At 66.4% G+C, this 13,081-nt stretch carries 12 protein-coding genes; 6 read left to right on the top strand and 6 right to left on the bottom strand.

Translation table 11 applies throughout. The features are described 5' to 3' along the window. Nucleotides 1-373: 373 nt before the first annotated feature. Both glgC and glgA read left to right on the top strand, forming a co-directional pair. Nucleotides 374-1,645 carry a glucose-1-phosphate adenylyltransferase gene (gene glgC, locus AWB81_RS02300; protein WP_062632289.1) on the top strand — a complete coding sequence of 424 codons (1,272 nt, stop codon included), beginning with the start codon at nucleotides 374-376 and terminating at the stop codon, nucleotides 1,643-1,645. A 46-nt stretch (nucleotides 1,646-1,691) separates the two neighbouring features. After that, nucleotides 1,692-3,158 carry a glycogen synthase GlgA gene (gene glgA / locus AWB81_RS02295; RefSeq protein ID WP_062632288.1) on the top strand — a complete coding sequence of 489 codons (1,467 nt, stop codon included), beginning with the start codon at nucleotides 1,692-1,694 and terminating at the stop codon, nucleotides 3,156-3,158. On the opposite strand, the gene AWB81_RS48690 is transcribed toward glgA, so the two are convergent. Beyond that, complete coding sequence (locus AWB81_RS48690) at nucleotides 3,155-3,943, bottom strand: IclR family transcriptional regulator (protein ID WP_062632287.1); 789 nt, start codon at nucleotides 3,941-3,943, stop codon at nucleotides 3,155-3,157. The genes glgA and AWB81_RS48690 overlap by 4 nt on opposite strands. A gap of 7 nt (nucleotides 3,944-3,950) precedes the next feature. Beyond that, nucleotides 3,951-4,700: an IclR family transcriptional regulator gene (locus AWB81_RS48685; RefSeq protein ID WP_062632286.1), complete on the bottom strand. Its 750-nt coding sequence runs from the start codon at nucleotides 4,698-4,700 to the stop codon at nucleotides 3,951-3,953. A 211-nt stretch (nucleotides 4,701-4,911) separates the two neighbouring features. Here AWB81_RS48685 and AWB81_RS02280 point away from each other — a divergent pair, with 211 nt between their 5' ends. Together AWB81_RS02280 and AWB81_RS02275 are read left to right on the top strand one after the other, a co-directional pair. Next, nucleotides 4,912-5,871, top strand: a complete 960-nt coding sequence (locus tag AWB81_RS02280) for an MBL fold metallo-hydrolase (RefSeq protein ID WP_062632285.1) — start codon at nucleotides 4,912-4,914, stop codon at nucleotides 5,869-5,871. Between the two features lie 110 nt (nucleotides 5,872-5,981). Then, a complete protein-coding gene (locus AWB81_RS02275; RefSeq protein WP_062632284.1) occupies nucleotides 5,982-7,310 on the top strand; it encodes an MFS transporter in 1,329 nt (442 codons plus the stop codon). Between the two features lies 1 nt (nucleotide 7,311). Here AWB81_RS02275 and AWB81_RS02270 read toward each other — a convergent pair whose 3' ends face one another. Both AWB81_RS02270 and AWB81_RS02265 read right to left on the bottom strand, forming a co-directional pair. Beyond that, nucleotides 7,312-7,782, bottom strand: a complete 471-nt coding sequence (locus tag AWB81_RS02270; RefSeq protein ID WP_062632283.1) for a hypothetical protein — start codon at nucleotides 7,780-7,782, stop codon at nucleotides 7,312-7,314. Between the two features lie 66 nt (nucleotides 7,783-7,848). After that, nucleotides 7,849-8,727: an alpha/beta fold hydrolase gene (locus tag AWB81_RS02265; RefSeq protein ID WP_235025699.1), complete on the bottom strand. Its 879-nt coding sequence runs from the start codon at nucleotides 8,725-8,727 to the stop codon at nucleotides 7,849-7,851. Between the two features lie 100 nt (nucleotides 8,728-8,827). Between AWB81_RS02265 and AWB81_RS44520 the strand changes: the two genes are divergently transcribed. After that, nucleotides 8,828-9,100 (top strand): hypothetical protein, encoded by a 273-nt coding sequence (locus AWB81_RS44520; RefSeq protein WP_143753549.1) that lies wholly within the window; start codon nucleotides 8,828-8,830, stop codon nucleotides 9,098-9,100. Between the two features lie 61 nt (nucleotides 9,101-9,161). On the opposite strand, the gene AWB81_RS02260 is transcribed toward AWB81_RS44520, so the two are convergent. Beyond that, a complete protein-coding gene (locus AWB81_RS02260; RefSeq protein ID WP_062632282.1) occupies nucleotides 9,162-9,434 on the bottom strand; it encodes a hypothetical protein in 273 nt (90 codons plus the stop codon). Nucleotides 9,435-9,630: 196 nt separating this feature from the next. Here AWB81_RS02260 and AWB81_RS02255 point away from each other — a divergent pair, with 196 nt between their 5' ends. Then, nucleotides 9,631-11,814: an FUSC family protein gene (locus tag AWB81_RS02255; RefSeq protein ID WP_062632281.1), complete on the top strand. Its 2,184-nt coding sequence runs from the start codon at nucleotides 9,631-9,633 to the stop codon at nucleotides 11,812-11,814. Here AWB81_RS02255 and AWB81_RS02250 read toward each other — a convergent pair. Then, nucleotides 11,735-12,682, bottom strand: a complete 948-nt coding sequence (locus AWB81_RS02250; RefSeq protein ID WP_062632280.1) for a LysR family transcriptional regulator — start codon at nucleotides 12,680-12,682, stop codon at nucleotides 11,735-11,737. The two genes, AWB81_RS02255 and AWB81_RS02250, sit on opposite strands and share 80 nt — an antisense overlap. Nucleotides 12,683-13,081 lie beyond the last annotated feature (399 nt).

Raw genomic sequence — 13,081 nt, 5'->3', positions numbered from 1 at the left:
CCTATTGTGCCGCGCCGCAGCGCGCCGTGGCATCGCGACAAGGTGATTAATTGCAAACTCGTCGCTTCTTCGCATCCGATGTGCTTGCGCAGTGCGCGAATGGTCGCGCCGTTGCAACACCGACGCGTCGGGCGCGGCCCAAACGGCATGGCAATTGCTCGCGAGGCTCATCGGCTGTGGATCGAAAACCGCGTCAATCGCGTCTTGCGCGATAAAAAATCGAATATTCCAAGCACACTATTTCGTCCACGCGCCGGATAATGTTCCGACGCGTGCAGGGCACGCCAACCTTCATACGATAAATAGGACAACAGGGCGATCCAAAGACGAAAAGACAGACACTAATAACCGCAAGTCAAATCAGGAGGCTGGAATGGAGACGCTGGCAAAGAATCGCACCGATTTGCAGAAGTCCACGCTTGCTATTGTTCTCGCCGGCGGGCGCGGAACCCGGCTCGGACCCCTCACCGACAAGCGCGTGAAGCCCGCTGTCCACTTCGGCGGCAAATACCGCATCATCGACTTCGCGCTGTCCAACTGCCTGAACTCCGGCATTCGCCGCATCGCGGTCGTCACGCAATACAAGGCGCATTCGCTCTTGCGCCATCTCCAGCGCGGCTGGGGTTTCCTGCGCGGCGAGTTCAACGAATTCATCGATATCTGGCCGGCGCAGCAGCGCGTCGATTCGAGCTGGTATCGCGGCACGGCCGACGCCGTGTTCCAGAACCTCGACATCATCCGTTCGATCGCACCGGAATTCATCGTCGTGCTAGCGGGCGATCACATCTACAAGATGGACTACACGCGCATGGTGCTCGACCACGTCGAGAGCGGCGCGGACTGCACGGTCGGCTGCATCGAGGTGCCGCGCATGGAGGCGGTGGCGTTCGGCGTGATGCACGTCGATGAGGACCGCCGCGTCACGGCCTTCCTGGAAAAGCCCGCCGATCCGCCGCCGATGCCCGGCAAGCCGGACATTGCGCTCGCGAGCATGGGCATCTACGTGTTCAGTGCGAAGTACCTGTTCCAACTGCTGGAGGAGAACATCGCGGCGTCGAATACGGATCACGACTTCGGCAAGGACATCATCCCGCGCGTCGTGACGAGCGGCCGGGCGATCGCACATCCGTTCGGCATGTCGTGCGTCACCTCCGACAGCGATCCGAACGCGCCCGCCTACTGGCGCGACGTCGGCACGGTGGACGCCTACTGGGCCGCGAATCTCGACCTCGCCTCGACGATCCCCGAACTCGACCTCTACGACCGCAAATGGCCGATCTGGACCAACCAGGAGCAGCTTCCGCCCGCCAAGTTCGTGCGCGACCTGAACGGCCAGCAGGGCGAGATCACCAATCTGCTTGTCTGCGGCGGCTGCGTGATTTCCGGCTCGACCGTGGGGAAGTCGGTGCTGTCGTCGGCCGTGCGGGTGCATTCGTTCTGTCACATCAACGAGGCAGTATTGTTGCCGCAGGTGACCGTCGGACCGAATTGCCGGCTGACGCGCGTCGTGATCGACCGCGGTTGCACGGTGCCGGAAGGGCTCGTGATCGGCGAGGATCCGGAAGACGACGCGCGGCGCTTTTTCCGCACCGAGAACGGCATTACGCTCGTCACGCAGGAGGCGCTGCGGCGACTCGGGAAGTAACGCCAGCGGCCGACGTCCGCGACACAATCAATAAAAGGAATCGCAGATGACCGTTTGCGTGCTGCACGTCGCAGCTGAAATGTATCCGCTGTTGAAAACCGGCGGACTCGCCGATGTCGTGGGCGCCCTGCCGCCCGCGCAATCGCAGCTCGGCACCGACGCCCGCGTGATCCTGCCGGCCTTTCCGGCCGTCCTCGCGGGCTTGACCGGTGTAGAGCCGGTCGCCGATCTCGGGCACGCGTTCGGCATCGGCGACGTGCGGCTGGAGCGCGGTGTGCTCGAACCGCATGGCGTCGTCGTGTATGTCGTGCGCGCCGATGCGTTCTACGACCGGCCGGGCAATCCGTACCTCGACGCGTCGCATCATCCTTACGCCGACAACGATCGCCGCTTCGCGCTCCTCAGCTGGGCGGCGGCGCGCGTCGCGACGGGCGCCGACCCCGACTGGACGCCGCATCTCGTGCACGCGCACGACTGGCACGCCGGCCTCGCGCCCGCGTACCTGCGCGCGTTCGAGCGCGCGAGCGGCTGGCGGCGCGTGCCGTCGGTGATGACGGTGCACAACCTTGCCTATCAGGGCGTCTTTCCCGCGGCGCACTACGGCGTGCTGCAACTGCCGCCCGATTTCTACGCGGTCGAGGGCCTGGAGTTCTACGGCCACGTCTCGTTCCTGAAGGGGGGCCTCTACTACGCCGAGCGCATCACGACGGTCAGCCCGACCTACGCGCGCGAAATCCAGACGCAGCATCACGGCGCGGGTCTGCACGGCCTCTTGCAGACGCGCTCGCACGACATCAGCGGGATCCTGAACGGCGTCGATTATTCGATCTGGAATCCGTCGACCGACCCAACGATCGACACGCGCTACACGGCCACTAAACCTGCCGGCAAGGCGAAGTGCAAGGCAGCGCTGCAGGCGCGCATGGGGCTCGAACAGAACGACGGCGCGCTGCTGTTCGGCGTCGTTTCGCGCCTGACGGAGCAGAAGGGGCTGGACCTGCTGCTCTCGGCGATTCCCGATATCGTTCAGCGCGGCGGCCAGCTCGCCGTGCTCGGCACGGGCGACCCGGCGCTCGAAACCGGCATGAAGAACGCGGCGGCGGCGCATCCGGGCGCGGTGGCGGTGGAACTGGGATTCGACGAAGCGCTCTCGCACTCGATCATCGCGGGCAGCGACATCGTGATGGTGCCGTCGCGCTTCGAGCCGTGCGGGCTGACGCAGTTGTATGCGCTCGCCTACGGGTCGCTGCCGCTCGTGCATCGGGTGGGCGGGCTCGCGGATACGGTGGTCGATTCGTCGCTGGAAAATCTCGCCGACGAACTCGCGACCGGCTTCGTCTTCGAAGCTTTCGACCGCGCGGGCATCGTCGCGGCGATCCGGCGCGCGTTTGCACTCAAGGCGCGGCGCACGGAGTGGAAAGCGGTGACGCGCCGCGCGATGGACCAGAACTTCGGCTGGGAAGCGGCGGCGCTGCAATACGACGAGGTGTATCGCGGGGTGCTTGGCGCCTAAGCCTCGACGTAGCCGAATCGCCAGGACAGCCGGCGCGTCGCAGCCAGAAGGCGCGTGGCGAGCGCGCCGTGCGGATCGCTGTCGAACCCGCCCGACGAGCCGATGACCGCAATCACCAGACACACGCTCCCCGTGTGATCGAAAACCGGCGCGGCCAGCGTGTGGATGCCGGGCACCGGCGCGCCGAGCGCCGTGTCGAGGCCGCCGGTGCGGATCTCGGCGAGCCGCTGCCGGTAGCCTTCATCGGGTGCGAGCGTCGCTCCGGCGAGCCGGATTCCATCCTGCTGCAGGAGTCGCAGCAAGACATCGTCGGGGAGGTGCGCCGCGTACACGCGCCCGATCGCCGTATTCACGAGCGACATCACCGTTCCGATCCGCAGGCTCACGTGCTGCGGCCGCGCCGATTCCTCCAGCCGCACGACGGTCGGCCCGAGCGGTCCGAGCGCGGCAGCCGCGACGCTCATCCCGGTATCGGCCGCGAGGGCGGCGATTTCCGGTTCGGCGTCGCGGATCGGCGAAAGGCGCTGAAGCGCGATCAGCCCGAGTTCGAGTGCAAGCGGCCCGGCTTCGAACAGGCCGGCGTCGTCGCGCGCTAGCAAGCCGGTTTTCACCAGACTGACCAGATGCGGAAACGCCTTCGCCGCCGGCATCCCGGCTGCCGCCGCCAGATCGCGCAACGAAAGCGGCTTGCCCGCGCCGGCCAGCGCGACGAGCAGTTCGCCCGTGTTGTCGAGCGCGTTGATGCCGCGCTGGGCGCGGGTGTCGTCGATTAGAGGGGAGTTCATGGCGTCGTCAGAGCAGTTTGGCGATGTCTTGCGCGGTCGCAAGGAGCGCCCGCGCGACGGGCCCGTCCCACGCGACGTCGATCGAACCCGACGATCCGATCACCGTCAGCGCCAGTTGCATGCGCCCGTTCGCGTCGAAGACCGGCACGCTCATGCTGCTGATGCCGGGGCTCGGCGCGTCGATGCTGCGCTCGATGCCGCGCCGGCGGAGTTCGTCATCGGCGAGCGGGGCGTCGTCTTTCTGATGGGCGAGCATCGCGGCGACGCGCGCCGGATCGTAGAACGCGCGGAACACGCGCCCCGTCGACGTGGCCGACAGCGACATCACTGTGCCGACGTGCAGGTTCACGTGCAGCGGAAACCCGCCGCGCTCGTAGCGCACGATGGTCGGCCCCTGCGGCCCGCCGACACACACCGCGACGCTCGCGCCCGTCGCTTCCGCCAGCGCCGCGACATGCGGCACGGCCACGCGGTACGCGCTCTGCTGCTCCAGCTGCATCAGGCCGAGCCGCAGCGAAAGCGGGCCCGGCTCGTAGTCGCCGCTCAGTGCGTCGCGCTTGACGAGCCCGAGCCGCGTGAGACTCACGAGATAGGTATGCGCCTGCGCGGTCGACAGTTGCGCGGCGTCGGCGAGTGCGCTGAGCGCAAGCGGAGTTCGATGGCGCGCAAGCGCGTCGAGCAGCCGGCCGCCCACTTCGACGCTCTGGATACCGCGCTGCTTTTTCCCGGGCGTGTCGTTTGTTGATGGCTGAACCAAGAAAGTCCCGGTAGGCAAGTGATCGAGAAAGGGAGATGGTAGCCGACGTGCTGCTCAATCGGGGTCAGTCCGGCGCAGCCCGCAGTCACCCGGAGTTTACCCGTAATTTGCAAATAGCAAGTCGACTTGCTGTTGACAAATATCTAGGCGCGGACGATCATGGCCTCATACCACTCAGGCTTCATTCCCCACGAACACGCAGGAGACGAACATGGCAAAGGCATTTGCATCCCAGGCCGATCTGGAAGAGAAGAAGATCACGTTCACGCAGCTTTCCGAGAACACCTACGCGTACACGGCGGAAGGCGATCCGAACTCGGGCGTGATCGTCGGCGATGACGGCGTGCTGATCGTCGATACGACCGCCACGCCCGCGATGGCGCAAGACCTGATCGCGAAGATCCGCAGCGTCACCGACAAGCCGATCAAGTACGTCGTGCTCTCGCACTACCACGCGGTGCGCGTTCTGGGCGCGTCGGCGTATTTCGCGGAAGGCGCAGAGCAGGTGATCGCGAGCCGCGGCACCTACGAAATGATCGTCGAGCGCGGCGAGCAGGACATGAAGTCGGAGATCGAGCGCTTTCCGCGCCTGTTCGCGGGCGTCGAGACCGTGCCGGGCCTGACCTGGCCGACGCTGGTCTTCGAGAAGGAAATCACGCTGTGGCTCGGCAAGCTCGAAGTGAAGATCGCGCATCTCGGTTCGGGGCACACGAAAGGCGACACGGTCGTCTGGCTGCCGTCGCAGAAGGTGCTGTTTTCGGGCGATCTCGTCGAGTACGACGCGGCCTGCTATTGCGGCGACGCCCAGCTCGAACAGTGGCCGACGACGCTCAAAGCGCTGCGCGCGCTCGATGCCGACAAGCTCGTGCCGGGACGCGGCCCCGCGCTCCTCTCGCCGGCGGAAGTGAACAAGGGTATCGACTACACGAAAGACTTCGTCACGACGCTGCTTCAGGCGGGCCGTGACGCGGTCGCGGAAAAGCTCGACCTGAAAGGCGCGATGGCGCTCGCGCGCAAGTCGATGGACCCGAAGTTCGGCCAGGTGTTCATCTACGAGCACTGCCTGCCGTTCGACGTCTCGCGCGCCTACGACGAAGCGAGCGGTCTCGCGCATCCGCGCATCTGGACCGCTCAGCGCGACAAGGAAATGTGGACCGCGTTGCAGGACTGACCCTTTGAGGTAGCCCAGCGAACGGCGCTCGCCCTTCGCCTCTCATCCCGAACCGACGGCGCGCGAAGACGCCGATCCATCCCGCTTTTTCCGCTTTTCTGGAGTGAGACATGTCGAAGCCGATCAATACGGCGACGGTCCCCGTGACCGTCGTCGCGGATGAGGACGACCTGCTGCTGCGCAAGGTCGCGTGGCGCATCATCCCGTTTCTGTTTCTTTGCTATGTGGTGTCGTTTCTCGATCGCATCAACATCGGCTTCGCGCAGTTGCAGATGAAGCACGACCTCGGTTTCAGCGACGCGATGTACGGTCTCGGCGCCGCCGTGTTCTACGTCGGCTACGTGATGTTCGAAGTGCCGAGCAACCTGCTGCTCGCGAAGTACGGCGCGCGCCGCACCTTCACGCGGATCATGCTGCTGTGGGGGCTCGCTTCGGTCGGCATGATGTTCGTGTCTACGCCGGGACACTTCTATCTGCTGCGCTTCTTGCTCGGCGTGTTCGAGGCGGGGTTCTTTCCCGGCATCGTGCTCTATCTGACCTACTGGTTTCCCGCGAACCGGCGCGCGGCGGTGCTCTCGGTGTTCTTCGCGGGCGTCGCGGTGGCGGGCGTGTTCGGCGGACTCGTCTCCGGCTGGATCATGCGCGACATGGGCGGCGTGATGGGCCTCTTCGGCTGGCAATGGATGTTCGCGCTCGAAGGCGCGCCGGCGGTGCTGCTCGCGTTCGTCGCGCTTGTCTATCTGGTCGATTCGCCGCGCGACGCGAAGTGGCTCACGCCGCACGAACGCGACAGGCTGGAAACGCTTTGCGCCCAGGGCCACGCCGCGGCAGGCGCCCACGATTCGGACAGCCTCTTTGCAGCGCTGAAGAATCCGCGCGTCTATCTGTTCGCGTTCATCTACTTTTCGCTGACCTGCGCGTCGCTGACGCTGAGCTTCTGGATGCCGCTGATGATCCGCGATTTCGGCATCAAGGACGTGGTCTCGGTGAGCCTGTATTCGGTCGTGCCGAACGCGATCGGCGCGGTCGGCCTGATCCTGATCGCGCGCCATTCGGACCGCGTGAAGGAGCGCCGCAAGCATTTCGCGTGCTGCACGATCGGCGGCGGCATCGCGCTCGCCGCGCTCACGCTGCACCTGCCGAGCTTTCCCGCGATGCTCGCGATCCTGTCGCTTGCCTGCGTGCTGATCTTCGCCGCGCTGCCGATTTTCTGGTCGGTTCCGTCGAGCTATCTCACGGGCAAGACGGCCGCGGCGGGGATCGCGTTCATCAGCAGCATCGGCATCACGAGCGGCATCGTGAGCCCGTGGGTGATCGGCCAGATCCGTACGACGACCGGCAGCATGGACCTCGCCGTCTATCTGCTCGCCGGATTGCTGCTCGCGAGCGGCCTCGCGCTGATGTTCGGCATCGCGAAGGAGCCGGTCAGGCACGCGTAGATCAGCGCGGCGCGGCGTTCGCGATCGCGCGGAAGTTTTCGGGCGTCGCGAACGCCAGATAATCGGCTTGCATCTCGGCCGTCAGGCATTCGATCAGCGTCGCGTTGTCGATCCAGAGTTCGATCACGTCGAAAAAGTGATTGCCGCGCGTGCAGCGCTCCGCGCGCCAGCCTTCGCGTTGGCCGAGCGCGATCACGTCCTCCGCCGACAGCTTTGTCGCGACCGCCAGATGGAATGCGCTGTAGCGCGCGGGCGGCGCGTCGGCGGGCACGAAGCCCGGCTCGGCCTCGGAGGGATGGAGGACGCGGTCGGCCGGATGCACCTCGATGACCGTGCCGCGCTCGTCGCCCGCGACGGCGACCCACGAGCCGGGAAATACGGCGAATGGCGCGATGAAGCCGCCCCACAGTTCGGCGAGTACGGTCGCGGCGCGTTGCGGATCGCGGGCGGGTATCGATGCATGAAAAATCATCGCGATGCTCCGGTTTCGTGGACGCCTTGTAAGGTATCACCGCCCGTTCGCGCGATTCAGCTTCGTTTACCCGGTCACCCGCGTCCTTTTCGGCGAGGCGCTCAGGCGGCGCTCGCGAACCGTTGCAGATCGGCATTGAGCCCGCTCCGCGTGGCTCAGAAACACGCCGTGCGGCGCGCCTTCGTACACGACGAGCCGCGCATCCGGCATCAGCGCAGCCGTGCGCCGCGAGGTCAGTTCGAGCGGGTTCGAGACGTCGTCGTCGCCTTGCACGATCAGCGTCGGCACGTCGAGCGCAGCGAGTTCCACTCGGAAGTCGCCGCCATTGATCGTCTCGTAGCACGCGGAGAGCGCGAACTGCGACGTGCGCAACGCCATCTCGCGAATCCACTCGATCATCGCCTCCGATACGTCCGGCCCCGCGAACGGCCGCGCGTTTTCCGCGAGCCAGCGCGGGTAGTCGGTGACGAGATCGCGCTGGAACAGCTCGACATGCGCGGGTTCGAAGCCGTCGGGATTGTCGGGCGTTTTCGCGAGCATCGGCAGCGTGGACGCGATCAGCGCGAGCCGCGTGACCCGCGCCGTCCCGTGACGCGTGAGATAGCGAACGGCTTCGGCGCCGCCCATCGAATAGCCGACGAGCGTCGCATCTTCAAGGTCGAGCGCGTCCATGACGGCGGCGATGTCGTCGGCGAGCGTGTCGTAGTCGTAGCCTCGGCCGGGGTCGCTCGAACGCCCGTGGCCGCGCCGGTCGAACGCGATGCAGCGAAAGCCCGCGCGCACGAGCGGCAACATCTGATAGGCCCACATGTCGCCCGGCAGCGAAAAGCTCGCGACGAATACGAGCGGCCGGCCCGTCCCCCAGTCGCGATAGAAGAGTTCGGCGCCGTCGCGAGTCGTGACGTGGCCCGGACGGCTGATGAAAGGCGTGGCGGCGGTGAGCATGGTGTTCTCCTCGGAGTGGCGGGAAGTTCGCACGGCACGCGCCGTTCGATGACTTCATCGTCGCAGTTCGAGGGAGGGGGAACAAATTACGTCACAGGTAATGGCGCGCCACAACAGACTGACCAATCTCGACATCCGGAAAAATGACGCGTTAGACTTATTCCGCATCGCGTCGTCCCGCACACGCGATGCGTCAACCGAATCAACCCCGCGAACTCACCATGTGGACCGTCCGATGAAAAATGTCGTCAAGAAAGGCCTTGCCGTTTTGCTTCTCGCTTCCTTCGCCGTTTCGACCGCAGCGCTCGCCAAGAGCACGCATCATCATCACAAGCACCCGCCTGCCAAGCACGTGAAGCACGAAGCGCACTGATTCGTCGCGATTGTTCGGCACCCGGTCGTCGCAGCCGTTTCTACGCGCGACGGCCGGCCCCTCATTCTTCGTCGCCGGATTCGAGCTTGCAGCGCGCGCCGCCGTCAATCGAGCCTCGCAAGTCGACTTGCACGCGGTGCGCATGTGCGCCGCACAAACTGTCGTAGCGCATCCGGACGACCGGCCCCGGCCGCGCGGCGGCTTCTGCGACCAGCATCTCGCCGTCTTCCGGCGAAGCCTGCCGGCTGCCCTGGCCAGCCGTGATCGCCGACTGGCCAGGAACCGACGTCGATGCCACGACGATCACGGAACCGCACAGGATGATTTTCCACATGACGCACCTCGCGCACGAAAAGGAACGGAAGGTCGGAAGCGGCTTGCCAGGATGGCTCGCGTGCTGCGTTGCAACACAAAATTGCGCGCGTCAAAAACGTGTGTCAATGCCGCGAAAATTCATGCCGCAAAAACGCGGGACGGCCGCATGAACGCGACCGGCCGTTCGATTCCAGCGAGTTCGAGGGCTGCGCCCCATGCGCCGCCTGGCTGACTGGCGTGCGTGGTCCGCGACCCTAGCCGGCCGCCAGGCGCGCGCGTGGTCGGCGTTTCTCGACACGCTCGCGCGCCGTCGTCCCGCGTGGATGGTGTCGCTCGCCTTCGCCGAGGCGAACCTGTCGGAAGGACTGCGCGCCGCATGCGCATCGACGGCGATGCTGCTCGTCGGGAATTTTCTGCACGAGCCCGATTTCTCCTACGCGGCGATCGGCGCGTTCTGGACCTGTCTCGCCGACGCGGCCGGTTCGAACCGCATGCGCTTCGCGTCGATGACGGCGTTCGCGCTGCTCTCGACTGCCTGCGGCGGCGTGACCGCGTGGGCTTCCGGCCACGGCTTCGCGGCGGCCACGGCGGCAATCCTCGTTTTCTCGACGCTGGGTGCGCTCGGGCGGATCTGGGGCGCGGCGGCGGCGCAGGTCGCAATCCTCGCGGCGACGGCCTGTGTCGTCATGGTCGACCGGCCGGTTCACGGCGGCGCGGCCGAGTGGCGCTTTCTCGCGCTGTACTTCGGCGGCTGTGCGTTCGCGACGTTCCTGAGCTTCACCGTCTGGCGCATCCACCCGTTCGGGCCGGGACGCGCTGCACTGCGCGCGGCGTACCAGCGTCTCGCGGACATGGCGCGCGACTGCGCCCGTCTCGTCGAAGACAACGAAGCGGACGCGACGCACTGGGCGGCGCACGCTGCGACGTTCCGCAGCCGCGCGCGAATCGCCGTGGAAACGGCGCGCACGGCGCTCGGCAAGATTCCGCCGGCGAAGGCGGACCGGCGCCGCAGCTACAGCGACCTCCTGATCGCGTTCGCGAACAGCGAGCAGATCTTCGCCTACCTGATCGCCGCGAGCGACGCCTGCGAGCGGGGCCGCGCCGCGTCGACGAATCCGCTGCCGAGCCCGCACCGCGCGGCGCGCGCATTGAAAGCCATCGCGGCGACGCTGCAGCACATCGGAAGCGCGGTGACGGATGAATCGTGGGCGTCGTCGGCAGGGTCGCCGAAATTGCACGAGCGCCTGCGCACGCTCGGCAGACGGCTCGATGCGGCGATCGGCGAGCGGACGTCGCTCGAATTCTGCACCGAGCCCGCCGAAGTGAAAGCGGCCTCGGAGCCGTTGCAGGACTGGCGCGCCGCCGCCGCGAGCGTGCTGCGCCGTGCGCGCGAGACGGTGAGGGCGAACGCGTCGGGCGAGTCGATCGGCGTGCGGCACGCGGCGCGCGTAGGCGTGGCGACGACGCTCGCGTTCTTGATCGTGCGAGCGCTTGCCGTTCCGTTCGGCTACTGGGCGACGATGGCGACGCTCCTGATTCTCCAGCCGTCGATTGCGACGAGCTGGCCGCGCAGCGTCGAGCGCGCGGCGGGCAGTGTCGCGGGCGCGCTCGTTGCAGCCGGACTCGGCCTCGTCGTGCATACGCCGCTCGGCATCTCGCTCTTCGTCTTCCCGCTCGTCTGCGCGACGATGGCGCTGCGCACCGTGAGCTATGCGCTCTTCGTGTTCTTCATGACGCCGACTTTCGTGCTGGTCGCCGACTTCGCGTCGCAGACCGGCCCCGCCCTCGCGTTCGCGGCGATGCGCCTCGGCAACAACGTGCTCGGCTGCGGGCTCGCGATCGCGGCGACCTTTCTGCTCTGGCCGAGCCGCGAGAGCGCCGGTTTCGATGACAAGCTCGCGCGCGCCATCGACGCGAATCTCGCCTACCTGGCCGCCGCGCTCGCAAAGGCGCGCACGAACGATGCCGAACTGGAGCGGCTGCGGCGCGCGGCGGGCCTCGCGAGCAACAATGCGGAGGAAACGCTCACGCGGCTGCGGCTGGAGCGGCTCAACGCGTCGGCGACCGAAAAGCTCGGTTCGACGGCGCTCGCGCTGTTGCGCCGGATCGCGGGCACGGCCACGCGGGCACGTCTCAGCAAGGACGCGCCCGCGCCCAACGAACGGCTGGTGGCGTGGGTACGAGCGACCGCCAATGTGCTCGACGAACGCCTGCGCGCGCACGCGGGAGCCACAGTCGCCGCCGCTCGCACGTTCCCGTCGATCCGGCTCACGCGGCTGGAAGCCGACGCCGTCAATCAGGTGAGCGTGCTGACGACGCTCATCGAACAGGCCGGCCGCGAAGCGCCTGGGGTGCCCGATCGGCTGGCGCATCCAGCACTTCCGTCACGAAATCGATGAAGGCGCGCACTTTCGCCGCGGGCAGATGACGCGACGGATAGAGCGCGTAGAGATCGAACGCTTCGCCGGTCCAGTCTGCGAGCAGTTCGACGAGCCGACCCTTTTCGACGAGTTCCCGCACGCCTCCCGCCTTGAGCCGTGCGATGCCCGCGCCTGCGAGGCATGCGCCGAGCAGCGTGCCTGCGTCGTTGACGCTCAGCCGGCCGTTCGTCCTGGCGGTCACCGTCTTGCGGCCCGAGCGGTATTGCCATTCGAGCGGCTCGCCCGTCAGCGTGTTGCGCATCTGGATGCAGGCGTGGCGCGCGAGATCGTCTGGCGTCTCGGGTCGTCCGTGCCTGCGGACGTACGACGGCGCGGCGACGGTGATCGTGCGCGTGTCGAGCAGCTTGCGCGCGACGAGCGACGACGACGGCGGCTGGCCGAAGCGCACCGCGACGTCGAAGCCTTCCGCGACGAGGTCGCCTAGCTGATCGCGCGCTGCCAGTTCGAGCGAGATGTCCGGGTAACGGTCGAGAAACTTCGCGATGTGCGGCGCGAGCATGCGGCGCGAGAAGTAACCATCGACGTTCACGCGCAGGCGGCCGCGCACCGCCTCGGAGGAACTGGACGTGAGCGTCACTGCATCGCCGATGCCTGCGATGAGCGGAGCGATTTCCGCGTAAAGCTGGCGGCCTTCGTCGGTGAGCGAGACCGAGCGCGTCGTGCGGTCGAAGAGACGTACGCCGATCTTCGCTTCGAGCCGGCCGAGCGCGCGGCTCACGCCCGAAGGCGTCAGGCCGAGCGCATCGGCGGCGCGCGCGAAACTGCCGCTCTCGACTATTGCCGCCAGGACGCTGACGTTCGCCAGCATGCGTCCATCGAAACTCATGTTTTTTTGCCTCCTGGTCTGGGGTGGTTACACCGTTTGATGCTTCTGCGCTTCTATGGAACTTGCTTTGCCTTGGTCTATTAGCACGCCCCTGTGCGGGGCGGCAGTCACTTTCTTTGCTGCTGCAAAGAAAGTAACCAAAGAAAGCAGCTTTTTCAGGCAGCAGTCTTAGGACGGCAACGCACTGGCAATATCGATTGGCCCAGCGCCTAAGTGTTGCCCTCACAGAACTTTAGGGGCTTGGTGCGCGGCACGCACTGTGTCATCGCACAGCCAACAAATTGGCACAGCAGTCATTCATCCGTTTTCGCTTCGCTGGACGAGAGGTACATCCAGCCGCGCAGTTGAGCTTCGCGGTCGAGATTGCGATCCACTGGTTCTCGTTGTGCCCGTCGTCCG

The organism is Caballeronia arationis, assembly GCF_001544975.2.
Classification (GTDB): domain Bacteria; phylum Pseudomonadota; class Gammaproteobacteria; order Burkholderiales; family Burkholderiaceae; genus Caballeronia; species Caballeronia arationis.
The sequence above is the reverse complement of the archived record's forward strand: the minus strand, read 5'-3'. Positions and strand labels throughout refer to the sequence as shown.